The sequence below is a fragment of the Hymenobacter lapidiphilus genome, assembly GCF_003417065.2.
Lineage (GTDB): Bacteria > Bacteroidota > Bacteroidia > Cytophagales > Hymenobacteraceae > Hymenobacter.
In genome coordinates, this window is the sequence record NZ_QVLT01000004.1 from 144,939 (window position 1) to 171,399 (window position 26,461).

General features: G+C 58.2%; 24 protein-coding genes and 1 pseudogene. 15 read left to right on the forward strand and 10 right to left on the reverse strand.

All coding sequences use genetic code 11. From position 1 onward, the window contains the following. Positions 1 to 193 precede the first annotated feature (193 nt). Together D0N36_RS03820 and D0N36_RS20225 are read right to left on the reverse strand one after the other, a co-directional pair. Positions 194 to 859, reverse strand: a complete 666-nt coding sequence (locus D0N36_RS03820; protein WP_190242506.1) for a tetratricopeptide repeat protein — start codon at positions 857 to 859, stop codon at positions 194 to 196. 180 nt (positions 860 to 1,039) lie between these two features. Then, positions 1,040 to 1,285: a helix-turn-helix domain-containing protein gene (locus tag D0N36_RS20225; protein ID WP_116939868.1), complete on the reverse strand. Its 246-nt coding sequence runs from the start codon at positions 1,283 to 1,285 to the stop codon at positions 1,040 to 1,042. 143 nt (positions 1,286 to 1,428) lie between these two features. On the opposite strand from D0N36_RS20225, the gene D0N36_RS03830 reads away from it, so the two are divergent. Beyond that, positions 1,429 to 3,060 carry a hypothetical protein gene (locus tag D0N36_RS03830; protein ID WP_147320743.1) on the forward strand — a complete coding sequence of 544 codons (1,632 nt, stop codon included), beginning with the start codon at positions 1,429 to 1,431 and terminating at the stop codon, positions 3,058 to 3,060. A gap of 123 nt (positions 3,061 to 3,183) precedes the next feature. Here D0N36_RS03830 and D0N36_RS03835 read toward each other — a convergent pair whose 3' ends face one another. Together D0N36_RS03835 and D0N36_RS03840 are read right to left on the reverse strand one after the other, a co-directional pair. Next, on the reverse strand, positions 3,184 to 4,701 hold the full coding sequence (locus D0N36_RS03835) for a tyrosine-type recombinase/integrase (RefSeq protein ID WP_116939873.1): 1,518 nt from the start codon (positions 4,699 to 4,701) through the stop codon (positions 3,184 to 3,186). A gap of 96 nt (positions 4,702 to 4,797) precedes the next feature. Then, positions 4,798 to 5,274, reverse strand: a complete 477-nt coding sequence (locus D0N36_RS03840; RefSeq protein WP_116939876.1) for a DUF4112 domain-containing protein — start codon at positions 5,272 to 5,274, stop codon at positions 4,798 to 4,800. 123 nt (positions 5,275 to 5,397) lie between these two features. Between D0N36_RS03840 and D0N36_RS03845 the strand changes: the two genes are divergently transcribed. Then, complete coding sequence (locus tag D0N36_RS03845) at positions 5,398 to 6,387, forward strand: aldo/keto reductase (RefSeq protein ID WP_116939879.1); 990 nt, start codon at positions 5,398 to 5,400, stop codon at positions 6,385 to 6,387. Between the two features lie 92 nt (positions 6,388 to 6,479). Here D0N36_RS03845 and D0N36_RS03850 read toward each other — a convergent pair whose 3' ends face one another. Further along, complete coding sequence (locus D0N36_RS03850; protein ID WP_116939881.1) at positions 6,480 to 7,934, reverse strand: diadenylate cyclase; 1,455 nt, start codon at positions 7,932 to 7,934, stop codon at positions 6,480 to 6,482. 199 nt (positions 7,935 to 8,133) lie between these two features. Between D0N36_RS03850 and D0N36_RS03855 the strand changes: the two genes are divergently transcribed. After that, a complete protein-coding gene (locus tag D0N36_RS03855; protein WP_116939883.1) occupies positions 8,134 to 8,391 on the forward strand; it encodes a hypothetical protein in 258 nt (85 codons plus the stop codon). 4 nt (positions 8,392 to 8,395) lie between these two features. Here the strand turns inward: D0N36_RS03855 and D0N36_RS03860 are convergent, their stop codons facing one another. Further along, the gene (locus tag D0N36_RS03860) at positions 8,396 to 9,631 is read right to left on the reverse strand and encodes a BaiN/RdsA family NAD(P)/FAD-dependent oxidoreductase (protein ID WP_116939886.1); all 1,236 of its coding nucleotides are present in this window, start codon (positions 9,629 to 9,631) and stop codon (positions 8,396 to 8,398) included. A 166-nt stretch (positions 9,632 to 9,797) separates the two neighbouring features. Between D0N36_RS03860 and D0N36_RS03865 the strand changes: the two genes are divergently transcribed. After that, entirely contained in the window at positions 9,798 to 10,985 is a 1,188-nt protein-coding gene (locus D0N36_RS03865; protein ID WP_116939888.1) for a cation:proton antiporter domain-containing protein, read from the forward strand. A gap of 111 nt (positions 10,986 to 11,096) precedes the next feature. Here the strand turns inward: D0N36_RS03865 and D0N36_RS03870 are convergent, their stop codons facing one another. From D0N36_RS03870 to aroQ, 3 genes are all read right to left on the reverse strand, one after another. Beyond that, positions 11,097 to 11,657 (reverse strand): MarC family protein, encoded by a 561-nt coding sequence (locus D0N36_RS03870; RefSeq protein WP_116939891.1) that lies wholly within the window; start codon positions 11,655 to 11,657, stop codon positions 11,097 to 11,099. 163 nt (positions 11,658 to 11,820) lie between these two features. Beyond that, complete coding sequence (locus D0N36_RS03875; RefSeq protein WP_116939893.1) at positions 11,821 to 12,888, reverse strand: aminotransferase class V-fold PLP-dependent enzyme; 1,068 nt, start codon at positions 12,886 to 12,888, stop codon at positions 11,821 to 11,823. Positions 12,889 to 12,980: 92 nt separating this feature from the next. Further along, positions 12,981 to 13,427 carry a type II 3-dehydroquinate dehydratase gene (aroQ, locus tag D0N36_RS03880; protein WP_116939895.1) on the reverse strand — a complete coding sequence of 149 codons (447 nt, stop codon included), beginning with the start codon at positions 13,425 to 13,427 and terminating at the stop codon, positions 12,981 to 12,983. Between the two features lie 201 nt (positions 13,428 to 13,628). Here aroQ and xerD point away from each other — a divergent pair, with 201 nt between their 5' ends. Next, positions 13,629 to 14,531, forward strand: a complete 903-nt coding sequence (gene xerD, locus D0N36_RS03885) for a site-specific tyrosine recombinase XerD (RefSeq protein ID WP_116939997.1) — start codon at positions 13,629 to 13,631, stop codon at positions 14,529 to 14,531. Between the two features lie 21 nt (positions 14,532 to 14,552). Here xerD and D0N36_RS03890 read toward each other — a convergent pair whose 3' ends face one another. Further along, a complete protein-coding gene (locus D0N36_RS03890) occupies positions 14,553 to 14,978 on the reverse strand; it encodes a hypothetical protein (RefSeq protein ID WP_116939898.1) in 426 nt (141 codons plus the stop codon). Between the two features lie 113 nt (positions 14,979 to 15,091). Between D0N36_RS03890 and D0N36_RS03895 the strand changes: the two genes are divergently transcribed. The 10 genes and pseudogenes from D0N36_RS03895 to D0N36_RS03945 all read left to right on the forward strand — a co-directional run bounded on the left by D0N36_RS03895 (position 15,092) and on the right by D0N36_RS03945 (position 26,400). Continuing rightward, positions 15,092 to 16,828 (forward strand): DUF6044 family protein, encoded by a 1,737-nt coding sequence (locus D0N36_RS03895; protein WP_147320744.1) that lies wholly within the window; start codon positions 15,092 to 15,094, stop codon positions 16,826 to 16,828. A 179-nt stretch (positions 16,829 to 17,007) separates the two neighbouring features. After that, positions 17,008 to 18,264 carry a DNA translocase FtsK 4TM domain-containing protein gene (locus tag D0N36_RS03900; protein ID WP_116939904.1) on the forward strand — a complete coding sequence of 419 codons (1,257 nt, stop codon included), beginning with the start codon at positions 17,008 to 17,010 and terminating at the stop codon, positions 18,262 to 18,264. After that, positions 18,227 to 18,421, forward strand: coding sequence for a hypothetical protein (locus D0N36_RS03905; protein ID WP_147320745.1), 195 nt, complete (start codon positions 18,227 to 18,229; stop codon positions 18,419 to 18,421). Before D0N36_RS03900 ends, D0N36_RS03905 begins: the two co-directional genes overlap by 38 nt. Continuing rightward, a complete protein-coding gene (locus D0N36_RS03910; RefSeq protein ID WP_242478791.1) occupies positions 18,418 to 19,947 on the forward strand; it encodes a DNA translocase FtsK in 1,530 nt (509 codons plus the stop codon). The genes D0N36_RS03905 and D0N36_RS03910 overlap by 4 nt, the downstream gene beginning before the upstream one ends. Before the next feature lie 161 nt (positions 19,948 to 20,108). Further along, positions 20,109 to 20,753: a LolA family protein gene (locus D0N36_RS03915; RefSeq protein ID WP_116939907.1), complete on the forward strand. Its 645-nt coding sequence runs from the start codon at positions 20,109 to 20,111 to the stop codon at positions 20,751 to 20,753. 130 nt (positions 20,754 to 20,883) lie between these two features. Beyond that, positions 20,884 to 22,163: pseudogene (locus D0N36_RS03925) on the forward strand (DUF2851 family protein). Between the two features lie 89 nt (positions 22,164 to 22,252). Further along, on the forward strand, positions 22,253 to 23,506 hold the full coding sequence (locus D0N36_RS03930) for a hypothetical protein (protein ID WP_116939914.1): 1,254 nt from the start codon (positions 22,253 to 22,255) through the stop codon (positions 23,504 to 23,506). A gap of 278 nt (positions 23,507 to 23,784) precedes the next feature. Continuing rightward, on the forward strand, positions 23,785 to 24,417 hold the full coding sequence (locus tag D0N36_RS03935) for a NeuD/PglB/VioB family sugar acetyltransferase (RefSeq protein ID WP_116939916.1): 633 nt from the start codon (positions 23,785 to 23,787) through the stop codon (positions 24,415 to 24,417). A 108-nt stretch (positions 24,418 to 24,525) separates the two neighbouring features. Then, the gene (gene trhO / locus D0N36_RS03940) at positions 24,526 to 25,479 is read left to right on the forward strand and encodes an oxygen-dependent tRNA uridine(34) hydroxylase TrhO (protein WP_116939919.1); all 954 of its coding nucleotides are present in this window, start codon (positions 24,526 to 24,528) and stop codon (positions 25,477 to 25,479) included. Between the two features lie 48 nt (positions 25,480 to 25,527). Further along, a complete protein-coding gene (locus tag D0N36_RS03945) occupies positions 25,528 to 26,400 on the forward strand; it encodes a nucleoside phosphorylase (protein WP_116939921.1) in 873 nt (290 codons plus the stop codon). The last annotated feature ends 61 nt before the right edge of the window (positions 26,401 to 26,461 follow it).

Consider the following 26,461-nt stretch of genomic DNA (forward strand, 5'->3'; position numbering starts at 1 on the left):
TACCAAATGTTCCCCGTTTCTCACTCAAAACCGCTCATACGTAGTGTAGAGAAGGTTTTTTTAAAATAAATGAGCGTTTGATCTGGATTATAATAGCCACAGCCTGCTATAAGCAAGTAGTGTGAATCATATGTAATGCAAAAAGGCAACCCGATAAAGGTTGCCTTTTATTGCTGCCATGACCTTGATGAAACTATTTTATTCTGATAGAATCCGATAGGGAGCGTCTTGCCCGCACTAGATTGCTTAACGCGTCAGTGTAGTTGGAGTGTAACCTCACTGCTTTAGTCAAAGCACGAACAGCGAGAGTGGGATGGTCCAGCTGCAATTCAGAGTAACCCTTCAAATTATAGTAAGTGGAGTTCAATGTATCTCCAAGCACTAAAGCACGATCAATATCTTGTACAGCTTGCTTGTATTGCCCGATTGATACATACAGCAACGTTCGGTTCCCATAAGTAGGAGAGAAGGTAGAGTCTAGACGGATAGCACGAGTGTAATCTTGTTCAGCTAGCTGAGGCTGGTCTGACAGGTAATAGGCATACCCCCGGTTGTTGTAGGCTGTCGCTGATGATGAATCCAGTTGGATGGCAGTGGTGAAATCGGCAATTCCCGCTTCATAGTTTTGCAACTTATCATGAGCGTATCCCCTGAGCATGTAGTGTTGCATACTGTCTGGCTGGTGAGCAATCAGGGTATCCAGCTTATTAATGGCTGCTTCGTAGCGCTTTTCGGTAAGTGCCCGCAAAACACTTTCATGTTTCGGGAGAGGACCTTTAGGTGAGCAACCAGATAGCAACAGTATTGATGAAGTGATTAATGATATTGATAACGCAGCGCAATAGATCTTATAATTCAAGACGATGGATGATTGGTGGTGTGCTATCAGCTGATAGCCCACTATGTGGTTCACGGCATACTGATACCAACAGTAGCCGGTGTAAAAATAGTATGTTGCTAAGCAGAATTTGTGTCAGTAGTGCTCTGTACTGGCTGCGAAGCTTGCTATAACAATAATGTGACCATGCACATCACTATATCATATGCTAGAATCCACTTGTGTGATATCAGCACAACTCATAAAGTCGCCCATTTCCATGTCTAGTGCCCGGCACAAGGAAATCAGAACATCTAGTGTAGGGCTAAATGCTGCGGTTTCAATGCGCTTGATGGTGGATTTTTCCACGTTAGCAACATCGGCTAGCATTTGCTGGCTCCATCCTTTGATCACCCGCAAGGAGCGTAGGTGAGCCCCGAAAAGTTTAACGCCTGCTGGATTCTTCACCCCAGCAAGCTCCCTACCTCAAAAATGGATGTTGGGCGCAGGAATGCGCCCAAAGCTCGTTAGATTTGTATTACCAGCAGGAGCTTGGGTGATAGCCTACTTCGAGCCTTCACATCATTTCACCTTCAACATCTATCCAGAGTATGCATCCTACCGCGAAAAGCCGGTTCATGACCTATTTGCGTGTTAGCTGCTTAGCAGCCAGTCTTGCAGTGAGTGTATCTACTTCCCATGCTCAAAAAACTACTGCCCCACCGCCTGCCCGCACCTACTTCAAAGACGAGTATGGTAAAGAAACGAAAGTGGTGAAGGAACGGTGGGGTGAAGATGAGAACGGTGAAAAGCACGGAAAATACATCCGCTACTTCGAAGGAGACATGTATTCTACTGCTGGGCAAGTAATGGAGAGCAGTACCTATGTACATGGTGCCAAAACAGGACCAGCCTACTACATCGGTGATTTGTCTTCTGCTGTTCGTTACAATGCTAATAAGTTTGTTGGCAATTATATCAATGGCAACCCATCGGGAGTCTGGACTGTCTACAGGCGCTTAGATGGCAACAAAGTGGCAGAAAAGCACTTGTATGGTGCTGATGGTAAGCTGTTAAAGCGATCTGAATATAAAGAGGGAAAAATTTCAGGAACATTCTCCTACCAGAACAATCGTCTCAGTGGACCAGCGAGAATCTATGGTAGCTCGGAAGCTGAATATGCATCAGGTAGCTATGAGAATGACATGTATGCGGGCACTTGGCAGAATGCTGTGCTGCTAGAAGATGGTAAGAAACAGTCGATTAAGTATAGCAAGGGTAGCAAGATCGTGTTTGAAAACGGGGTTGCTGTCACCAGTATAAATTCTGCTGGTGCTATTAGATCGCTCAAAGCTGAGGCTGGGCAACGAGCAATTAAGAAACAGATAGTCGCAGACTCTATTGCAAATGATGAGCGATTGAGTTTGCCAATACAAACTGAGGGAATTAGTTTCTACTCGAATAGCTACAGGCTAACTGATAATGCAATGTATTCCTTAGATGCCATCGCTAATGCGGTAAATGAAAAACTTGGTAGTCGATATGAGGTAAAAGAAATTGTTCTTTCTACACACACAAGTGGGATCAATGATCGTGATGCTAGTGATATTGCTATTGCAAATGATGATACGGCGAAATTCATACTGTCATTAAATAGAGCTTACAGCATTCGTTATTATCTAAGAAGCAAATTAAAGCAACCTGTGAAAATGTATTCATATCCATGTGGTTCTAAATTGAGTATATCGGAAAGCGACCAAGTAAGAGGAAGAAATGTTACTTATAATACTGAAGATCGTGTGCAGATGGTGTTTGACGAATCTTTGCCTAATGCTAGGAAATTATATACTACATTGTCTAATAGCTACAACCTCAATGTTAAAAACGAAATAATTTCAAATCAAAAGTTAAAGAAAAAAATCATAAAAGATGTAGCAGAATTGTTTCAAAACGATGCTGTGAGGGCGCAAATGGTAGACAGGCAAGTTAAAAGATTGAGAGGAGAAACACTTTCTTATAATAGCCCTTTTAATTCCAGTATATCATTAGATATGATACCTCCTGAATTTTGGGTTGAAAATACGACTTCGAGTATGCCTGTGAATCCAGCGCAAAAGGAAGAGGTGAAGGAGTTCAAGGAAGCGTTTGCAATGCTATTAGAACGTCTCAATAAAATGTATGATACAACCGTTGAGCCTATAGCATTCTTTACACCTGAGTTAGCAGATATGCTTAAAAAATAGGTGAAGGGCATCAGATTTTTTAGCAACTGAATCTGACAAGGCTTTAGGAATAACGTAAATATGAAGCCCCTATAGACGTGGAATCTATAGGGGCTTTCTGTTGCTGGTGAGGCTGTATAGAGCTTATGCTACCACTTTCATCTTACTGTTGGTAACAGCAGGTAAGGTAGGGGTGTTAGGCATATCCCAACCAGCTTTACCCATTTCCTCAGTGTTCAGTGAACCATCACCATACACATCCATTATCATATTCAACTCAGAGTGTCCAACAATGTTCTTGAGGGCTGTAATCTTCATTCCGTTGGTTAAGCTGATGTTGATGAAGGTCTTTCTCGCCGTGTGCGAGTTGATCAATTCTCTCTTTATTTTGCTCTCATCTTCTTTTGCAACGTTGTTCTTATAGTTGGTGCGTACCAAGCTGTAGTTGCAGATGTTGTTACGCTCCATCAGCCTATTCATATAGTAGCCGATCTGAGCAGTGTACCCAACACCTTCTTTGTTTCCCTTATCGTAATCAAAGTGGTAATCATACTTCTCAAGAATAGCCAACGCATCTTGAGTAAGTGGTATTTGTACTGGTTTGGTGGTTTTTTGCTGAATGATTTTAAGGTACAGGTTGTTTTCAACATTAATAATGTGGTGTTTCTTGATCCGCAAAGCATCAACGAACCTCAAGCCAGTATTACACATCAACAAATAGAAATCCCTGTGTATTTGCTCTCTGCTATTCTCGCATTTAACTTTCTTTACCGCTTCAAATTCAGATTTGGTTAAGAATACTACAGAATGGTTTTGTGATTTCTTGATACCAATCTTCCATTTCTTAACCTCAGTGATATCGTAGTGGTAGGTATCCGAAAAGAAGTAATATACGATCTTCATTTTCTGTAGTAATTCTCGTACTGAGGAATTACGTAAACCTTTTACATAAATGGTCTTGGTAGCCGTAGGGTTTTCTTTGTTGTAAGCTTCTGTAGAGTCAAGGTCAATTACTCTGGTTTCCTTTTCCGTAGTTAACCAATTCCTGAAACTGTTAAGAGTGCTTTTGGTGATATCGTTTATGTTCAATGATGGTTTCCACAGCTTCACAGCATCCTTCAACCCTGTGTAGTTCTTCTTGCTATTTTCCTTTAGCTGATCATTCTGAGCAAGAAACATATCAATGTGTGTAATAAAGTTCTTAGACACATACACCTTCAATTTCCGCTCTTCAGCCTCAATTTCCTCCTCTTTCCGTTTCACCTGTAGCTTCAGATCTTCTAATTCCGCTCTGAGCATCCCAAGCATTCTGTGAAGTACGCTCTGTGCCTGTGGTTCGGTAGTCTCCCTAGTTACTTTAAGCTGTTGTAGTTTCTCCCATTCTACATCCAAGTTGGATTTGAATGGTTCTACACCGTTGGCTTCACATTCATTTAAGCAATACTGTACATCCTTCAGAGTGGCTTGAATCTTCTGGTTCATGGTAGCGGAATCAGTACGCTTGATCACCTTACCAGTAGCCTTATCAAATTCTTCCGGCTCAACGGTTACACCCGTTGCTCTTTGAAAAGGTACAGCCTTTATCTGTGCCTTATGGGTGTAGTTTATGCTGATTCCTAGCTTCTTACCTATAGGACGTGGTTTGATGGTTAGCGTTCCCATTTTGTGTTTTGTAAAGATTGTATAAGCGTATGAAACTGAACTTATACACAAAGATAATGAAATGTCCTGACTGTATAAACCATGTATAAAGACATGTTATGACAGGTAATGATAGAGGTAATTTATTAGCTCGAAACTACCCCATAAAATCAGTGTAAAAATCACTATTAAAGTGCTGATAGACAGTATAATTACTCCTATGCCTGAGCCTTGGTGTTTACCACTGGAATAGTGCTCCCTTAAAAGCCTAACATTACGTTCATTTGCTTTGTAGGCGAAATCGAAGATGTTGCCCACTATCGGAATGGCGCCAATCAGTGTGTCGAGGACCACGTTGAATACCATGCGCACCACCAGGTTGCCGCTGGCGCCGTGGCGCATCATGGTCAGAATCAGCAGGCCCGAAATGGCCAGCGAGGGCAGCCCGCCCACCACCGGAATCAGGCCCATAAGCGGGTCGAGGCCGAAGCGCCAGTTGGTGCCGGGCACCCGGAACTGGCTGTCGAGCAGGCGCGACACGCGCTCTACCCACCGCAGGCGGTCATCTTGGTCGAAAGCAGGAGTTAGTGTCATGGGGGAGAAAGGAGTTTTCGTACAGAAACGCAGCCCCAACGTACAGGTTGGGGACACCGGCCAAACTTGTAGCAATCAAAGCCGTTTTGCCCGTTCATCCCCTCCATCAAAATCCACCGCACTATGAAAACCCGCCAACTCGGCCGCTCCGGCCTCATAGTTTCCGCCCTCGGCCTCGGCTGCATGGGCATGTCCGATTTCTACGGCCAGCGCGACGACCAGGAAAGCATCCGCACCCTTCACCGGGCCCTGGAAATAGGGGTTACCTTCTTCGATACGGCCGATATGTACGGCCCCTTCCTCAACGAGGAGCTGCTGGGCCGGGCCCTGAAGGGCCGCCGCACGGAGGCCGTTATTGCCACTAAGTTCGGCATCCAGCGCAACCCCGACAACCCCGAAAAGCGCGGTATCAACGGCCGTCCCGAGTACGTGCGCGCCGCCTGCGAAGCCAGCCTCAAGCGCCTCGGCACCGACCACATCGACCTCTACTACCAGCACCGCGTCGACCCCAGCACGCCCATCGAGGAAACCGTGGGCGCCATGAGCCGGCTGGTGGAGGAAGGCAAAGTCCGCTTTCTGGGCCTAAGTGAAGCCGCCCCCGGCACGCTGCGCCGTGCCAGCCAGGTGCACGCCATTGCGGCCCTACAGACCGAGTATTCGCTCTGGAGCCGGGAGCCCGAGGACGAGATTCTGCGTACCTGCCGCGAGCTGGGTATCGGCTTCGTGCCCTACTCCCCGCTGGGCCGGGGCTTCCTGACGGGCCAGATCCGTCAGTTCGAAGACTTGGCCGCTGATGATTACCGCCGCCATACGCCCCGTTTTCAGGGCGAGAACTTCCAGAAGAACCTCGACCTGGTGGCCCGCCTCAAGGAAATAGCCACCGAAAAAGACTGCACGCCCGGCCAGCTGGCCCTGGCCTGGGTACTGGCCCAGGGCAACGACATCGTGCCCATCCCCGGCACCAAGCGCGTGCGCTACCTCGAAGAAAACGTAGCCGCCGCCGACCTCGCCCTCACTCCCCAGGACCTGGCCCGCATCGACGAAATAGCCCCCCAGCACGCCGCCGCCGGCTCCCGCTACCCCGAAGCCATGATGAAAAGCGTGAACGGCTAGGTTTTAGGACTTAAAAAAAGAACGTCATCCAGCGCGAAGCGAAGAATGACGTTCTTTTTTTACCCGATTACCAACTCGTCCATTTTCCCAACCTACCTCCAAACCGGAGGCAACAGGTCAATCCAGCCGTCTTCGCTCACCACCACGGCCAGTACTGGGTAGCGGCTGCTTTCTACGTAGCGTAGCACCGAGTTGTAGCGCGAGCCGCGGCTGGAGTCGCCTTTCTCGGTGGCCAAACCGTCGAGAATGGCCCCAATGGCGTGGCAGGTGCCGCTCGGCTCGATGAGCACGGCCCCGTCGATGTTGGTGACCAGGCGCAGCACTGAGGGCGTCATCAGGCGTGGCGTTACGCGGAAGCACTGCGGTGAGAGCCGGACGGCCTCCTGCGCCGCGCCCTCCGAAATCAGCAGAATGGTGCCGTGTTCCTGCTTGGCGGCGTTCAGTGTCAGCTCCCACAGGTAGGCAATGCCGGCCGCATCAAGCGCCGGGAAAATGCGGCCCACGGCTTTGGTGAAGTTGCCTTCGTCGATGGTGCCCTGCGGCAGGCGTGGCGTGTTCGACACCACTTTCATCATGCGGTGCCCGTCGTGGCTCAGCTCCCAGCTGTAGTGCTTGGTGAAATGCACCGTGAACAGCGGTTCGTACTGCGCATCGTCGGGCTCCACGAGGTAGCCCAGCCCGAATACGTCGGTGGCATCGGTAATGAGTGCGTGGCGGTCCTCACTCAGCTCCAGTAGCTTACGAATGCGGCGGTGGTCGCGCAACGGCACCGGCGTATCGAGCATAAGTACCGGCACCACGGCCGGGTGGTTGCGCCTCGAGATGAGCATCGTCCCCACGCCCTCGTCGCCTTCGTGGCGCAGGGCTGCCACGCCGTTGCAGGCGTCATAGAGACCGTGGCTGCCGGCGGCAGCGCGCAGCATAAACCGGCGGCCGGCGGCGCGCAGCACCTCGTTGTAGTCGCGGTTGAGCACCAGCCGATCATCGTCGGCGTGGTCGGATTCGCGCAGGGCCCGCGAGGCGTCGAGCAGGAGCTCTTCGATGGTGGCGGCCAGCAGCGCGGCCGGGCGGTTGGGCACGGTCGGCCCGGGCAGGGCGTAGTAGTTGTGGTAGGCCTCGGCCGAAAGCTGCAGCACAATCAGCACCTGGTAGCCGCCCGTGCTCACGGGCGTCGAGCAGAAGCTTACCCGGTCTTCCTGGCGCCGGGCTACCAACTCGTGCAGGGTGTGCTCGGTGGCGCGGCGCAGCAGCTCGTACCAGCGCTGCTTTTCGTAACGGTCATGGTCGAGCTGGTGCAGATGGTACACCACTTCGCGGGGGCCATCGGGCTCAAGGGCCACGGCGTGGTCTTTCACGGCCGCAAAATCGGGGCCGGCGTAGCGGTGGTTCTGCGGCTCGATGAGTACAGCCTGGGGCTCGTCGGTTTCGCGGGCTGAGGCAATTCCAAGCAGAAAAATCTCCGGCTTCAGCGCCCGGTCGAGCAGGTTAAATACGCCATCGGCGAACAGCTGTGCGGATACGCGAAACAGGCTTTGGTTTTCCCACATAGGGGCAGCGGGCAGAACGTGGAGGGCGGAAAGGGGCAGGTACGCAAAAAGCTTACCGAAAGATAGGTTTTGCCGGCCCGCAGCCGCAACCTTCACGCTCCGGGCGGGTTAGCAACAGGCGGCGCGGCTTTTGCCCGGCTGCCGATAATACCGTATCTTCCGTAACGATTTAGTTTTTCCACCGCTCAGCTCCAGCCCCATGTTCATCGATCTGGTTATTGCGGGCCTGTTTGCCATGTCGCTGGTTCCGCTGATAACCGGGTATTGCGCCTATAGCTACGGCCGCTCGTTCTGGCTGTGGTTTGCGCTGGGGCTGCTGCTGCCCATCGTGTCGTATTTCGTGCTCTTCGCCCTCATCCTGCGTCAGCAGCTCGACCACGGCCAGCGCCTGCTCAACGAAGCCAAAGCTCTGCTTGCCGAAGCCGAAGAAGTTGCGCGCGCGGAGCGGGAAAAGTAAGTGGCTAAGGGGTATTCCCAAGCCAGCGCAATATGCCGCGGGCGGCCCAGGCGCCAGTACTGAAACAGCCCTGCAGCAGATAGCCGCCGGTAGGCGCTTCCCAGTCGAGCATTTCGCCGGCCACGAAGGTGCCAGGCCGGGCCCGCAGCATCAGGTGCTCGTCGAGGGCTTCCCAGGCCACGCCGCCAGCCGTGCTGATGGCCTCATCGAGCGGGCGCAGGCCAGTTATAGGTATCGGCAGGGCCGAAAGCAGGGCGGCGGCTTCGGCGGGCGCGGCCGGAAATGCTGCCGGGCCCAGCTCGCGCAGCAGCGTTGGCACCGGCGAACCCAGGCGCAGTGCTTCGCCCAGAAACGAAGCCACGGATTTGCCCGGCTTGCGCCGGGCCAGCTTATCCAGCAGCTGCGCCGGGCTCAGATCGGGTTTGAGGTGCAGATGCAGCAGGGCCGGGACCCCGGTGGCCAGGGCGGCCCGCAACTGCGGCGTGAGGGCGTACACCGGCGTGCCTTCGATGCCATAGTCGGTGAGCATGATTTCTCCGTGCACCGTGGCCCCGCCGCAGCTTAGGGCTATGTTTTTGAGCGGTTGCCGGCCCACCTTCGCCCGAAAAAACTCTGACCAGGCTACTCCGGCCCCGCAGTTGCCGGGTACAAAGGGTACTACCGGCACCCCGGCGCGCTCCAGCTCGGGCAGCCAGGCACCGTCGGAGCCGGTTTTGGCCCAGCTGGCGCCGCCCAGCGCCAGCAGCGTGGCGGCGGGCTGCACGGTGGTGTTCTCGCCGGTGGCTTCGTTGCGTAGGTGCAAGGCACCGTCGGGGCCGAAGCCCAGCCAGCGGTGACGCACATGCAACTCTACGCCCAGCGCCTGTAGGTGTGCCACCCAGGCGCGCAGCAGGTCGGCGGGTTTGTGGTGCGCCTGCGGAAATACCCGGCCGCTGGTGCCCACGAAAGTGCTGATGCCCAATTCGGTGGCCCAGGCGCGCAGATGAGTGGGGGAGAAGTGGGCCAGGAAGCCAGTGAAATCGGGGGCGCGGGCAGCGTAGCGGGCAGCGAAGGGGGCGGCGTCTTCGGCATTGCTCAGGTTGAAGCCCCCGTGCCCGGCCACTAGAAACTTGCGGCCTACTGTGGCCTGGGCTTCGTAAAGGCGCACCCGGCAGCCCGCTTCGGCCAGGCGCTGGGCGGCCAGCAAGCCTGCCGGCCCACCCCCCACTACGGCTACTTCTTTCCCCAAAAGCTGTTGCATAAGGCAAAGGTACGCTGCGCGCCTATGCAGACTCAGCTCAAGCGGCGGGCCCGCGCTACCGCCGTCGAAAGCGTATCTTCGCCGTTCCGGGTTTTCTCAACCCCGGCCAACCGCCCCCTATTCCGGCTCGTATAGCCGGAATTACTTTTGGGCCAAGCTTCACTCTATGGGTTCTTATACCATTCTTATTGGCCTCAGCCTGGCCATTATTCTTTCTTACCTCTTCGACCTGATAGCCCGCGCCACCAAAGTGCCGTCGGTACTCATGCTGCTGCTCACGGGTATTGCCCTGCGCCAGGCCGCCGATTACTTCGAGTTTACGTTCGTTGCGCCTAAAGTAATTCTTGAAATATTCGGAATTATTGGCCTGATTATGATTGTGTTGGAAGGAGCGCTCGACTTGAAAATAACCCGCGAAAAATTTCCACTTATCCGGCGTTCCTTCTTCGCGGCCGTGCTCATGCTGGTCGTGCAGTCGCTGGCAATTGCCCTGATTCTGCACTACTGGCTGGGGGTTAATTTCCAGAGCTGCCTCGTGAATGCCATTCCGTTGGCCGTTATCAGTTCGGCCATTGCCATTCCCAGCGTAGCGGGTCTCACGGGCGAAAAGCAGGAGTTCATCATCTACGAGAGCACCTTTTCCGATATTCTGGGCATTATGCTCTTCAACTTCGCCCTGCAGGCTAACTTCGGCCAGGGCATGTCGGTGGCCACGTTCGGGCTCGATGTAATAGCCGTGGCCCTGGTGGCCATTGCAAGCACTGCCGCGCTCATCTTCCTGCTCGACCGCATCCGGCTGCACGTCAAGTTCTTCCTGATTCTGGCCTTCCTGATTCTGCTCTACAGCGTGGCCAAAAATCTGCACCTGTCGTCGTTGGTGCTGGTGCTGGTGTTCGGGCTGGCCGTCAACAACGCCGAGCAGTTCATGGTGGGGCCCATCAAAAAATGGTTTAACCCCGCCCGTCTCACCGAAGAGTTGCACCAGCTGCGCAGCATCACGGCCGAATCGGCCTTCCTGATCCGCACGTTCTTCTTTCTGCTCTTCGGCTACAGCATTACGGTCAGCAAGCTCATGAGCCCGCAGCTGCTGATTCAGGGCTTCATTATCGTGGTGGCCCTCACGGCTATCCGTTATTTCTACCTGCGCTTCATTGCCAAAACCGACCTGATTCCGGAGCTTTTTATCGCCCCGAAAGGCCTCATTACGGTGCTGCTGTTCTATAGTATCCCGCAACAGCACCTCATTGGCGAAGTCTCCGAAAACATCCTCTTCATCGTTATTCTGTTCACCGGCGTGCTGATGATGGTGGGCCTGCTCATGAGCCGCGAGGAACCTGCCATCGGGGAGTACTGACGATTCAGAAGTGAGCTATAAGAAGCGAGAGGTGATTTTTCGTTCTGGCATCCCTAACGGGCCGTCAGAAGAAAAATCACCTCTCGCTTCTTAATATCTCCTGGCTTCTCCCTAAAAATTCGTTTTAAACAGCTTGATGGCAATGGCCAGCAGGATGACGCCGAACACGCGGCGCAAAATGTCCTCGCCTGCTTTGCCGAGTTTGCGCTCAATCCAGGGCGAGCTTTTGATGACCAGGTACACGAAAACCAGGTTCACAAGCACGCCGGCCAGCACATTGGGCAGCGCGTAGGCGGCCCGCAGCGAGAGGAGCGTGGTCATGGTGCCGGCGCCCACAATAAGCGGGAAGGCCAGCGGCACAATCGAGCCCGTGCCCGCCGCCGGATCGTGCCGGAACAGCTCGATGCCCAGAATCATTTCCATCCCAATAAGGAAGATAATGATGGCACCGGCCAGGGCAAACGACTGGAAATCAACCCCGAAGAGCGATAGAATGCTCTGACCCACAAACAGGAAGCTCACCATCAGTATGCCCGCCACAATGGTGGCCTTCTCGGCATTTACGTCGCCTTCGCGCTGCCGAATCTGGATGATAATGGGCACCGAGCCCAGAATATCGATGATGGCGAACAGCGTGAGCGTAACTGAAGCAATTTCCTTGAGACTAAACATGAATCACAGATGGTGCAGATGGTGCTGATAACGCAGATCCGTTCTGAGCCGCGGATTCGTGCTTTCAATGATTTCGTTCTTCCGGCAGATTCGTTCTGGTGTAGGGGCGAAGGAGGTTAATCGAACGAATCCGCCGCATCCCATCATCTGCACCGTCTGTGATTCAGGAGAACTCCCTGGCGAAGAACTGCACAAGCTGCTCGAAGGCGGCGTCGGGGATGGCGGGGAAGTTGGCGATGCGCAGGCTGGTGGCTTTCAGGTCGCCGTAGCCGCTGCCGATGTATAGGTTCTGGGCTAGGGCGCGGCGCCTTACTTCCTCGATAAGGGCGGGAGCGGCCTGTAGACCTATTACGGTGTAGGAGCGGGTTTCGGGGTTGGTAACCAACGGCCGGAGCTGGGTGGCCTGGTCGAAGTAATCGTAGAGCTTGGTGGCCCGCTCGACGACGTGCTGGTGGATAGTTTTGATGGGCGGGTTGTCGTGGATGGAGCGGCTCAGCATGTAGATTCCCAGCACGTTGGGCGTGTGGGTGGTCTGGAAGTTGAGCATCTTCTCGTACTGGTCGGCCAACGAGTTGTAGTGGCCGCGCTCCTTCAACTGGCGCACCCGCTCGATGGCCCGCGGCGAGAGCACCATGACCGAAAGGCCCGCCGGCAGCCCGAAGCACTTCTGCACCGACGCGTACCAGATGTCGCCCTTGATGTACTTGAGCTGCACCCCAGCCATCGACGAGGTGGCATCGACGGCCAGCAGGGCCCTGGGCGGCAGGCGGTTGTATAAGTTGAGGATGATGCCGTCGCGCAGCTGGGTGGTCGTGGAGGTTTCGTTCTGGGTGATGCACACCAGGTCGGTCTGCTGGTCGAGGCCCGGCAGCCGGTCGGCGTCGGGCACCTCATCAATCCCGAATTTCAGGCCTGCCGATGCCGGGCGCAGGGCCTTGGCGGTTTCGTACCACTTCTGGCCGAAAGCGCCGTTGTAGAGGTGGAAACTTTTGGTGGGCGTGAGGCTCTGGGCCAGCACTTCCCAGCATTCGGTGGCCGAGCTGAGGAAGAAAATGGTGTAGTCCTGCGGGATGTGGAGCTTGGCTTTGAGCTCCTGCACCGTCTGGCGCATCAACTGCACAAACTTCTCGCCCCGGTGCGGCGCCGAAAGCCAGCCCTCATCAAAGGCATCCTGTAGATACTGGCGCACCTGCGGATACACCTGCGAAGGCCCGGGATTGAACGTATACATAACGGCGGATTGCTTGGAAAGGAAATGCAAAGGTAGGAAAGGGAATGAGGGCCAAAGGGGTAAACGCGAGATATCCGCGCCCTCGCGCTGCCTTACACCCGAAACCCCATGCGCTTGGGGCGCTGGCCGTCGAGGTAGTGCAGGGCCAGCCGGTAGCTTTCCAGCCCAAAGCCGCTGATGCTGCCGGCGCAGTGGCGGCCCAGCAGGCTGCGCTGCCGGAACTCCTCGCGGGCATGCAGGTTGCTCAGGTGCACCTCGATTACCGGCGAGCCAATGGCGGCTACCGCGTCGGCCAGCGCCACGCTAGTGTGGGTGAAGCCGCCGGCGTTGAGCACGATGCCGTGGTAGCTGAAACCCACTTCGTGCAGCTTGTCAATGAGGCCGCCCTCGTGGTTGCTCTGGAAATACACCAACTCGAACTGCGGGAAAGCCTCCACCAGTTCGGGCAGGTAGTCTTCGAACGAGCGGGTGCCGTAGATGCCGGGCTCGCGCCGGCCCAGCAGGTTGAGGTTGGGGCCGTTGAGCAGCAGGATTTGCATAGGGTTGGGAGTATTATAAGGCTTAGGGACAAAGGAACGTCATTCTGAGCAGAGCGAAGAATCTCGTGTGCCAAAGCAAATCATACCGTTAGGTACACCCGTCTAGCGTCGGGAATAGCATTGCACGCGAGATTCTTCGCTCTGCTCAGAATGACGTTCCTTTGCCTGCCCTCACCCCAAAGCCTCCCCAACCGCCCGCCCATGTCGCCCTGGAATCTTGCCATTAAACAGTTTGAGGGCTACCTGCAGCTCGAAAAGTCGTTGTCGGCCAACTCGGTGGAGGCCTACGCCCGCGACGTGCATAAGCTGCGCCAGTACTTGGAGCTGGAGCGGCTGCCGGCTTCGCCCCAGCAGGTAACCACCCGCCTGCTGCGCGACTTTCTGACCTGGCTGGGCGGTATGGGCCTGGAGGCCACCTCGCAGGCGCGCACGCTCTCGGGCATCAAGGCCTTCTACCGCTTCCTGATCATGGAAGATATGCTTTCCATCGACCCCACCGACACGCTGGAAGCGCCCAAAACCGGCCGCAAGCTACCCGACACACTCACCTATATTGAAATTGAGCAGCTGCTGGCCGCCATCGACCTGAGCACGCCCGAAGGCACCCGCAACCGGGCAATTTTGGAAGTGCTCTACAGTTCGGGCCTGCGCGTGAGCGAGCTCACCGGCCTGCGCCTTTCCAACCTCTACGCCGACCAGGGCTTTGTGCGCGTAACGGGCAAGGGCAACAAGGAGCGGCTGGTGCCCATCGGCCGCGACGCGCTCAAACACCTGGGTTTCTACCTGCAGGGCATCCGCGCCCACCTCGACATCAAGCCCGGCCACGAAGACACCGTATTTCTCAACAAGCGTGGCACGGGCCTTTCCAGGGTGATGATTTTTCACATCATCAAGGCTGCCGCCGAAAAGGCGGGCATCGCCAAGAGCATCAGCCCGCACACGTTCCGCCATAGCTTTGCTACCCATTTAATCGAGGGCGGGGCCGATTTGCGGGCCGTACAGGAAATGATGGGCCACGAAAGCATCACGACCACCGAAATCTACACCCACCTCGACCGCGACTATCTGCGCCAGGTTATCACCCAATTCCATCCGCGCAGCTAAAGTGCCTGTGGCCGGCCGCATTCAGTGGGCCGTTTGCTGCCTGCACGCTGCCAGCCAGTCGTTGGCTTCCGCCAGCAGGTCGAAAATCTGAATCTCAAACTGGGTGAATAAGTGGTGAGTGGGCGTGCCCAGAAAAGTGGTGGCCAACGTGCCTCCTCGCACCACGTGGGCCACATACTGCACACCGGCCTGGGCCGCAGCCGGCGCCCAGCGCTGCGCCAGCCACAGCAACGAATCGAACCAGGGGCCCTGCAGGTCGGTGTTGTCATTGAGCAGGCACTGGCAGGGGTGATGATGCATAATATCGAGTGCGGCTTTGGCTCCTTCGTAGGCCAGCGGCCCCGTTATGGTGCCCTGCCAGGTAACGGTCAGCTGCTTCTGACCCGGCAAGTAGCGCAACCGGCAATAGTCAGGGCTTTCGGGACTGGACAGTAGTTGCTCTACCATGAGAAAAAGCCTAAAATATGAGGAAATTATTTTAACGAGCGAAGAGCTGGTCAGGATGCCTTTTGCCGCAAAAAGGCAGCTACTTTTACGGCCCTGTTCCTGCCGCTGCTTTCATGCCTGCTCTTTTTAGCGCCATTGCTTTGCCGTTTCGCCCTCGCCGCGCCCTGCTGGGGGCGGTAGTGGCGCTGCTGCTGCTGGCCCTTGCCTACGTGGCCCCCGCCGGCCGTACTTACATCCTGCTCAACGACAACCTCGACACCGAGCTGGCTACCGGCTATGCGCTGGTAGCCGAAGGCAAGGCCCTCGACTACCGGCCGGGCATCGTGGTAGAGCGCCTGCTGAACGGGCTGCCCCGTAATGCCCTGCGGCCCGGTTTGCAGCCCCTGGTAGGCCTGCAGGCCCTGCTGCCCACGTTGCCCGCCTACCTGCTGCACGAGCTGTTGGTGCGCCTGGCGGGCCTGCTGAGTATGTACTGGCTGTTGCGCCGCCACTTGCTGCCCGGCCCCCGCAATGCTGCGCTGTGCGCCGGGCTGGCGCTAGCCTGGGCGGTGCTGCCGGCCTACACCACCTACGGCGTATCGGTGCTGGGGCAGCCGGCGGTGGTGGCGGTGCTGCTGCACCTGCGCCGCCGGCCCGCCCGCTGGCCGCACCATGTGGTGCTGGTGGCCTTCGGAATGTGGTCGAGCCTGGTGCTGGCGGGGGTGTTCGTGCTGCTGGCGGGCGGGGTGCTGCTGTTGCATGAGGCCTGGCGGGGCCGTTACCGCGCCGTCGTAAGCCTAATGGTGGGGCTGGGTGTGCTGGCAGCCACGTATCTGGTGGTGGAGTACCCGCTGGTTTCGGGGCTGCTCGGCGGGCAGTTTGTGTCGCACCGGCTCGAGTTCGACTATGAGCGGCTGGCCCCGGTGGGGGTAGGGGTAGGGCTGCTGGCGTCTGCCCGATTCTTTCTGCTGGGCCACTACCACAGCGGGCTGCTGGTGTGGCTGGCACCGCTGCTGGCCGCCGGTGCGGCCGCGTTTCTGGTTCCGGCCAGCCCCGCCCGCCACCAGCTGCGGCGGTGGTTGCTGGGGGCGCTGGGGGCACTAGCCGGGGCCGCGCTGTTTTGCGGCTTTTACCCGCAGCTGATGGCTGTGGGCCAGCAGGCGCTGCCATTGCTCCGGGCTTTTAATCTTTCGCGGCTTCATTTTCTGTTTCCACTGGCGTGGTTTGCCCTGCTGGTTTTCAGCCTCCGCCAGCTGCCGGCCGGCCGGGGCCGCTGGGCGCTGGTAGGCCTGCAGCTGGTTGTTGGGCTGGGCATGAATACCGAGTGGACGCTGAACGTGCGCCGTTTGCTGGGCCGGCTGCCAGATTCGGAGCCCACCTATGCCGCCTACGTAGCCCCCGGGCTGTTTGGGCAGGTCCAACATGCTATTGCAGACCGTACGGGCCAGCAGCCGGCGGCCTACCGGGTGGCCTGCCTGGGCCTGCCGCCGGCCGTGGCCACGCTCAACGGGTTTTTTACCCTCGATGCCTACCTCAACAATTACCCGCTGGCCTACAAGCACGCCTTCCGGCCCTTAGTGGCCGGCGAGCTGGCCAAAAGCCCGGAGCTGGCCACATATTTCGATGCCTGGGGCAACCGCTGCTATCTGTTTTCGGCTGAGCTGGGCAAGAATTTCCGGGTGCCTGCCACGCCGGCCCGCATCGTGCAGCACTGGCAGTTCAACGCCGCTGCCTTCCGCCGTCTGGGGGGGCGCTACGTGCTGTCGGCGGCCCGGCTGGCCCGGCCACGGGCCAGCGGCCTGCGTCTGTTCGGCCAATATGCCGCGCCGGATGCCTACTGGCACCTGTGGGTGTATGAGGTGATATACTAAACCGGAGAGCGAGCGCGCTTGTCGTTTGCGCGCTCGGGCCGCGCGGGGTAAGTGGTCGGGCTCAATGGCCTAAGCCGAACCTGACGTGCTGCCGAGCCCCCGGACAATAAATTCCTCACTTCCTCATCGCTCTATTTCACCTCTTTTATACCTAGATTTGGTATCTGGCGTACTTCCCAATGGCTAAAAATACCTACAAGCAACCGGCCGAAACCCCCACCCGCCGCGGCAACGAGCCCCGGCCCGCTGAGCCGCGGCCGGCCCGCAACCAACCCCGCCCCGCTGCTGCCTCCGCCGACGCGCCTCCGCGCGAGAACCGGCGCAACGAGCCGAAGTCGGCGGCTGCGGCCAAGCCTAAGAAGGAGCGTAGGCCGCTGAAACTACCGGTTTTTCAGCTGGGGGGCATCTTTGACTTCCTGCGCGACCGGCGCTTCCAGTTGTTTCTGGGCTTTTTCCTGCTCTTCAGCTCCATTTACCTTACCATTGCCTTCGTCTCGTTCCTGTTCACCGGCCATGCCGACCAGAGCGTGACCGAAAGCGTGGGCCGCACCGCCCTGCGCGACGCGGGCCAGGAAACCGGCAACTGGCTGGGGGTGGTGGGGGCATTGCTGGCCGAATGGCTGATTCAGGACGGCTTTGGGGTGGCTGCGTTTGCCCTGATTCCGATAGTCTTCTTCCTGGGGTATAAAACCGTGTTTCGTCGCGGAGCCGTGTCGTTCAGCTACGTGCTGGCCCTGTGCCTGTTCACTACGCTCTGGCTGAGCGTGCTGTTGGGCTACGTGGTGCTCTCCCTGCAAAGCCCCGGCATCGACCCCGTGCTGGCCCATAGCCTCGACTTTTTGTGCGGCGGCGTAGGCTATGAAACGGCCTTCTGGCTCGATAGCCTCATTGGCTGGGGCACGGTGCTGCTGCTGGCCTTCCTGCTGATTTCGTTCGTGGTGTTCTTCTTCAACATCACCACTCTCAACCTGGGCAGCAGCCCCGAAGAGGCTGCTGACGAGTCCGACGCCCGCCGCCCCGCCACCAACGAGCCCGCCCCCTGGGCCGTAGATGCCGCCTCGGCCGAGGATACCAACGACAACCCGCTCGGCCTCACGCTGCGCGATACGCGGGGTTCGCGGGCCATGACAGCCGAGGAGCAGGAGGCTGATGACGAATTCGATGAGGATGAACCGGCCCCGATTACACTCCGTACCGGCGCCGTGGCTTCGTCGGCGCTGGCGGCGGCCACTACGGTAGGAGGGGGGCTGGCGGCCGGCGCTTCGGCGCTGCCCCTGAGCGTGGCCCCGGTGGCTGCGGCAATAGTGCCCAAATCCAGCGGGCCCAGCTTCTCTATTGAAGTAGCCGCGCCCGAGCCGACCGCGCACCGGTTGCCCCGGCCGCGCCCTGGCGGCCAGCGTGCCCACGCCACTTTCGCTGGCCGATCTGGCCGATGACGATGCCCCGCTGCCAGCCTCTCTGCCGTTGCCTGCGCCGGCCCAGCCCGCGGGCCTCTCGTTTGAGGTGGAAGACGCCACCGGCAAGCCCGAGCTCGACCCTTCGGCCGGGCCCGACATGGCTATTATTTCCGAGGAGACGAGGAGGCCGAGGTGATGCCGACCGGCGAGTACGACCCCACGCTCGACCTGCCCCGCTACCAGTACCCGACCCTGGACCTGCTCAACGACTACGGCCAGGCTAAAGCCCAGGTAACCAAGGAGGAGCTGGAGGCCAACAAAGACCGCATTGTGGAAACGCTGGGCCACTACGGCATCAATATCGCCAGCATCAAGGCTACCATCGGCCCCACCGTCACGCTCTACGAAATCGTGCCCGACGCCGGGGTGCGCATCAGCAAAATCAAGAGCCTGGAAGACGATATTGCCCTGAGTCTGGCCGCTTTGGGCATCCGCATCATCGCGCCTATTCCGGGTAAGGGCACCATTGGCATCGAGGTGCCGAACGCCAAGAAGGAGATGGTGAGCATCCGCTCGGTATTCAACACCGAGAAGTTCATTTCCACGGAAATGGACCTGCCCATTGCCTTCGGCCGCACCATTACCAACGAGGTATTCGTGGTCGATCTGGCCAAAATGCCCCACTTGCTGATGGCTGGCGCTACCGGCCAGGGTAAGTCGGTGGGCCTGAACGTGATTCTGGCCTCACTCATCTACAAGCGCCACCCCAGCCAGCTCAAGTTCGTGCTCGTCGACCCCAAAAAGGTGGAATTGAGCATCTTCAACAAGATCGAGCGCCACTTCCTGGCCAAGCTGCCCGACACCGAGGAGCCCATCATCACCGATACTAAGAAGGTGGTGAACACGCTCAACTCGCTGTGCATGGAGATGGACAAGCGCTACGACTTGCTGAAGGATGCCGGCTGCCGCAACCTGAAGGAGTACAACCGCAAGTTTGTGGAGCGCCGTCTCAGCCCCAAGAAGGGCCACCGCTACATGCCCTTTATTGTGCTGGTGATTGACGAGCTGGCCGACCTGATGATGACGGCCGGCAAAGAAGTGGAAACGCCCATTGCCCGCCTCGCCCAGCTGGCCCGCGCCATCGGCATCCACCTCATCGTGGCCACCCAGCGCCCCTCGGTAAACGTGATTACCGGTATCATCAAGGCCAACTTCCCCTGCCGGATTTCCTTTAAGGTGACGAGCAAAATCGACTCCCGCACCATCCTCGATGCCGGCGGGGCCGACCAGCTCATCGGCCAGGGCGACATGCTGATTTCGCAGGGCTCCGACATCATTCGGGTGCAGTGCGCCTTCATCGACACGCCAGAAGTGGACCGCCTCTGCGACTTCGTGGGCGGGCAGCAGGGCTACCCCGACGCCTACCACCTGCCCGAAGTGGTGGGTGAAAGTGGCGGCGGCAACGGCGACGGTGATGATTTTGACGCCGCCGACCGCGACAATATGTTCGAGGAGGCCGCGCGTGTTATCGTTACGCATCAGCAGGGCAGCACCTCGCTGCTGCAGCGCCGCCTCAAGCTTGGCTATAACCGCGCCGGTCGCCTGATTGACCAGCTGGAGCACGCCGGCATTGTGGGCCCGTTTGAGGGCAGCAAGGCCCGGGAGGTATTAATTCCGGATGAGTACAGTTTGGAACAGTTGTTGAATACGTTGGCCAAGTAGTTGGTAGTACTTCACTGCAAGGGCTTAGAAATCCGATTCGGAAGAAGTAAAAGAAAGAACTTCATTCCTATTTTGGAGTATCTAACGGCAGCAAGTGTCGACTCTACAGTCTGAGTACCACCAACCAACAACCAAGCACTAAATAACCTCTTCCTTTTGCAATGAAAAAGTACCTCGCTCTGCTCGCCCTGTCCGTTTCTTTTACCTCCGTAGCTACTGCGCAGCAGGATCCTAAGGCGGAGAAGATTCTGGACCAGATGAGTGCGAAATACAAGGCCATGAAGGCTTTTAAAGCTACTTTCACCCAAACCCTGGAAAACGACGCGGCCAAAGTAAAAGAGAACCTGACCGGTGACATTACAGTGAGCGGCCAGAAGTTTCGGCTGAAAATGAGTGGTCAGGAGGTCATCAACAACGGCCAGACCATGTGGACCTACATGAAGTCGGAGAACGAAGTGAACGTGTCCGACTACGAGCCCGACGAGCAGGAAGTGTCGCCCTCGCAGATTTACACGCTCTACAAGAAAGGCTACAAGTACAATTATGTGCAGGAAGCCAAGGAGGGCGGCGAGTTAGTCGACATTATCGACCTCTCGCCCGAAGACCGTAGTAACCCCGTGTACAAAGTGCGCCTGAAAGTAGGCCGCAACGATAAGGCTGTGAAAAGCTGGCAGATGTACAAAAAGAACGGCAACCGCTACACCTACCGCATCAGCAAGTTTCTGCCCAACGCCCCGGTTGATGCCACGACTTTCAACTTCGATAAAACCAAGTATAAAGGTGTGAAGGTAATTGACCTGCGCTAAGCGCACACCAGCCAATCTAACCGGCCCGCTCCTGCTGATGCAGGGGCGGGCCGGTTCTTTGTTGGGCTGATTTTGCCTACTTTGAGTTCGGTTTCAGACCCAAAAGCTGCTTTTTTAGGGAGGACTCATTATGCAGGAAGATTTTCTCCATTACGTTTGGCAGCACCAGTACTTCGATAAAACCGACCTGCTTACCGACGACGGCCAGCGGATAACCGTGCTGCGTCCTGGTCACCGCAACCCCGATGCCGGCCCCGATTTTCTGGGAGCCCGCCTGCAGATAGGCGAGGTGGAATGGAGCGGGGCGTGGAAATCCACCTGCGTGCTTCCGACTGGCACCGCCACCAGCACCAGACCGACCCCAAATACGACCAGGTGGTGCTGCACGTAGTGAACGTGGCCGACGTGCCGGTGCAGCGCACCAACGGCTCCGAAATTCCGGTGCTGGCCCTGGCGGCGCGGCTGCCAGCCGGGGCCCTGGCCGCCTACGAGCAGCTGCGCGGCCAGCCGCCCGAAACCCTGCTGCCCTGCGCCCCGCTGCTGCCCCAGGTGTCGGAGCTAACGCGCACCATGATGCTGGGCCGCACGCTGCTGGAGCGAATGGAGCAGAAGGCCGACCGCGTAACCGAGCTGCATGAGCGGCTGGGCCAGGACTGGGAGGCCACCGCTTGGCACGCGCTGGCGGCGGCGTTCGGTTTCCAGAAAAACACCGAGCCGCTGGCCCGCCTAGCCAAAGCCTTGCCGCTGGCACTGCTGCGCCGCTACCGCCCCGACAGCCGCCAGCTGGCCGCGCTGGTGTTCGGGCAGGCCGGGTTTCTGGAAGACGAGCCGCAGGACGAGTTCAGCCGCGACCTGCAGGCGGAGTTTGGGTTTCTGCGCCACAAGCACAACCTGCACGGTACGGCGCTGGCGGCCCACGAATGGAACTTCCTGCGGCTGCGACCGGCTAACTTTCCCACTGTGCGGCTAGCCCAGCTCATAGCCCTGCTCCATGCCCGCCCCACGCTGTTCGACGCCCTGCTCACGGCCCGCGACGGCCGGGCGCTGGAGCAGTTTTTCCGGGCTCCGCTGCCCGAGTACTGGCAGACCCACACCCGCCCCGGCCGCCCCGGGAAAGTGGCCGAGCTGGGCCGCGGCAGCGTGCACCTGCTGATAACCAACACCGTGGTGCCACTGCGCGTGGCCTACGCCCGCTCCGTTGGCAACCCCGACCAAGTCGAAGCCGCCCTCAGCCTGCTTGACCACCTGCCCGCCGAGCGCAACCACTTCACCGACGCCTACGACGCCGCTGGCTTCCGCCATACCTGCGCCGCCGACTCGCAGGCTTTGCTGGCCCTGCACCGCGGTTACTGCGCCCCGCGCCGCTGCGTGCACTGCGGCATCGGGGCCAGCCTGCTCCGCCAGCTTTGAGCCACAAGCTGCAAGCCACAAGCATGTTCAAACAGCTTACGCGGCTAGGCTTGCAGCTTGTGGCGCGCAGCTTGTAGCTTGCAGCTCAAATGAAGATTTTCCTCGCCTTGCTGCTCAATACCGGCCTGCTGTGGCTGTTGTGGCAGTGGCTGCGCCGGGTGCGGCAACTGCCCCAGTTGGGTCGCTGGGTGCTGCCCACGCTGGCCCTGAAGTTGCTGGCCACGGCCATTACCTTGATAGTGCTAACCGAGGACGCGTTGTATTTCCTGGATTGGAGCCGGCGCATGACCGACCAGCTCTGGCAGGCGCCCGGCCAGTGGCTGCGCATGCTGCCGACCGATGAGTTTCACTGGCAGGGCGCGAAGCTGATATTTCATGGATTTTCCAACACGCTTTTTATCGTCAAGCTGCTGTCGGTGCTGAACCTGGCCAGCCTGGGCAGCGCCGGGCTGAACGCGCTGTACCTGTCGGTATTTAGTTTTGTGGGTAGCTGGGAGCTGGTGCGGCAGCTGCGGCGGCTGTGGCCCGAGGCGGTGCCGCTGGCGGCCGTAGGGGCCTTCCTGCTCTGGCCCACGGTGGTGTACTGGACTTCGGGCCTGACCAAGGAAAGCCTACTAGTGGGCAGCGGGGCGCTGGTGCTGGCCGCCGTGCTGCGGCTGGCCTACGGGCCGTATACGGGCCGGAGCTGGGTGGTGGCGGGACTGCTGGCCGCCGCGCTGCTGCACTTCAAGATGCGCTATTTCTTCGCCGTGGTGCTGTTCGGGGTGCTGGCCGGGCTGGGGCTGATTCGGGTGTTGCAGCAGTTGGGGCTGGCCCGGAACCGACTGGTGCAGTTGGCGCTGTTGCTGAGCCTGCTGGCCGGCGGAAGCTGGGCGGCAGGGGAGGTGAGCACGCTTTTCCGGCCCAATAAATTTACCTCCCAGCTCCAGCGCAACTACACCGCCCTGCTCCGCGTTTCCGCCGACCGGCCCCACCTGCGCTACCCCAATCTGCAGCCCACCACCGAAAGCGTGGTGCGCCATGCGCCGGTGGCCGCCCTCAACACGCTGGTGCGCCCCTGGCCCTGGGAGGGCGACTCGGTACGCTACGTGGCGGCGGGCCTCGAAAATCTGCTGCTGCTGGGGTTGCTGGGCGTAGCCTCAGTGGCCGTGGTGCGGGGCCGCGCCGGCCGGTTGCCGTTTGCGGTGGTAATGGCTCTGCTGCTCTACTGTGTGCTGTTGGCCGCGTTGCTGGGCCTCACTACGCCCAACCTGGGCACCCTCAGCCGCTACCGCGTCACGTTCCTGCCGTTTCTGCTGTTGCTACTGCTGCAAAACGACTACGTGCGCCGTTGGCTGAAGTGAGTTGGCAATTGCGAGTGAAAGAACGTGTCATGCTGAGCATGTGGCGCAGCATCTCTACCGCTTCGTTGTAGAGCTAATCAGCCGGTAGGACTACTACTGCGGTAGAGATGCTTCGACTGCGGCTCCGCACACTGGCTTTATGCGCCACATGCTCAGCATGACACGTTCTTTTTACTGACAACTCACAACTGCCAATCAGCACTTACATCTCATCCCGTATCTTTGCTGTTTCGTTCTTAACTCGTCATCGGCCGCCCCGCGGCCGTTTTTTAATAGATATGGAAAATCCCGTAATCATCCTGGGGGCTCAGGCCGTGGGCACCGCGGCTCTCGATGCCTTCCAGAGCAACGATGTAGTCGTGTACTGCCTGCTCGACGACAATGCTGCCCTGCAGGAAACCGAACTCAACGACGTGCCCGTAATGGGCAACACCGACGATAAGGAGCTGCTCAAGCTGCTGGGCAAGAAGTGCGAGGTATTCGTGGCCACCGAAGACACGGCCAGCCGCCGCAGCCTCACCAACATGCTGCGCGAAGAATACAGCGTGGCGCCCGTCAATGCCATCCATGAGCGGGCCAGCGTATCGGCCCACGCCTGGCTGGGCCACGGCAACCTCGTGGGAGCCAACGTCGTGGTAGCCGGTACTGCCCGCCTCGGCGACGGCTGCATCCTGGGCGCCAACGCCGTGGTCGATGTAAAAGCCGAAGTGGGCGACTACGCCCAACTAGGGGCCGGGGCCATTCTCAACGCCGGTGTAACGGTGGGCGAGCAGGCCTTTATCGGGGCCGGTGCCGTAATCGTGGCCGGGGTGAAAATCGGGGCTAAAGCCCGTGTGGGGGCTGGCTCGGTCGTGGTGGCCGATGTGGCCGCCAACCAGACGGTATTCGGCAATCCGGCGGCGAAAGTTTAAGTTTTAGACATGAGATTCTGAAACCTGAGAAGTGACCCGGACGAAACCGCCAACTAGGTATTTCTTCGTCTCACTTCTCAGGCTTCACCTTCTCACTTCTCAGTAAGAATGGATTACCTCGTTCTGCTTTACTACTGCTACACGCCGCTGGAAAACCCCGAGCAGTTTCGGGAGGAGCACCACCGGCTTTGCCTGCAGCTGAACCTGCTGGGCCGCATCATCGTGGCCCCCGAAGGCCTCAACGGCACCGTATCGGGCCGCCGGGCCGACTGTGCGGAGTACATGCGGCTGGTGAAGGCCGATCCGCGCTTTGCGTCCCTCGAATTCAAGGTGGAAGAAGCGCCGGAACACACGTTCCGTAAGCTGCACGTGCGCGTGAAGCCCGAAATCGTGCACGTGGGCCTGCCCGCCATCCGGCCCTACGAGCGCACCGGCATCCACCTCTCGCCCGAGCAGTTTCGCGACCTCAAAGACCAGCCCGACGTGGTGGTGCTCGACGTGCGCTCCGACTACGAGCACCGCCTTGGCCGCTTCAAAAACGCCGTAACGCTCGACATCGAGAACTTCCGCGAGTTCCCGGAGAAAGTGGCCGAGCTGGCGCAGTACAAGGACAAGAAAATCCTGACCTACTGCACCGGCGGCATCAAATGCGAAAAAGCCAGCGCCTTCCTGCTCGACCAGGGTTTCGACAACGTGTACCAGCTGCACGGCGGCATCATCAAGTACGGCCTGGAGGCCGGAGGCGAGGATTTCGAGGGCAAATGCTACGTATTCGATGGCCGCGTGGCCGTCGATGTGAACACCGTGAACCCCAGTATCGTCAGCCAGTGCCAGCATTGCCGCACGCCCTCCGACCGGATGGTGAACTGCGCTAACCCGCACTGCAACGCCCATGTGCCGCTCTGCGAGGCCTGCGCCGAACAGCTGGCCGGCGCCTGCTCGCCCACCTGCCAGACCCACCCCGCCAAGCGCCCCTACGACGGCACCGGCACCTACCCCAAGCTCAGCAACCACTACAGTCCCGAACAAGGGCTGGTTTCATACCGCGCCCCGGGCCAGTAACGGGTCTTTTACACCTGCCATCCTAACCTATAAATCTTTCCAACTCCCATGCCCATCGCCGAATCGGAATTCATCCTCAACAAAGACGGCAGCGTTTATCACCTCAACCTGCTGCCCGACCATATTTCTGACACCATTATTACCGTTGGCGACCCCGAGCGGGTGCCCAGCGTAAGCGAGCATTTCGACTCCATCGAAACCAAAATCCATAAGCGCGAATTCGTAACCCACGTCGGCTACTACAAGGGCAAGCGCATCGCCGTTATCAGTACCGGCATGGGTACCGATAACATTGATATTCTGATGAATGAGCTCGATGCGCTGGTCAATATTGACTTCGTGACCCGCGAGGTGCGGCCCCAGGCCGAGCACATCAACCTGCGCATTGTGCGGGTGGGCACCAGCGGCTCGTTGCAGGCCGATGTGCCGGTGGGCTCGTTGCTGGCCTCTGAGCACGCCGTGGGCCTCGATTCGCTCATGCAGTTTTACCCGCTCGTAGAAACCGGCCTAGAGATTGAAGTGGCCCAGGGCATCCAGCAGGCTCTGCAGCTGCCCTACCGCCCCTACTGCGTGCGTGGCTCCGACCTGCTGCGCGAGCAAATCGGGCACGACATGATTATGGGCAACACGCTCACCTGCCCCGGCTTCTATGCCCCCCAGGGCCGGGTGCTGCGCCTCGATCTGCGCCTGCCCCACCTCATTGAGGCCTACCAGAACTACCGCTACAACAGCGCCGAGGGCGAGTTCCGGCTCACCAACTTCGAGATGGAAACAGCCGGCTACTATGCCCTGGGCCGCATGCTGGGCCACGAGGTACTCTCGCTCAACGCCATCGTGGCCAACCGCGCCACCGGCGAGTTTGCCACCAACGCCGACCAGATTGTGGGCGACCTGATCCAGAAAACCCTGGACCGGCTCTAGGATCACGGATTAGCGCGGATTTTTTTCGGATTTCCCGGATTTTGTGAACGAACAAGGGCGA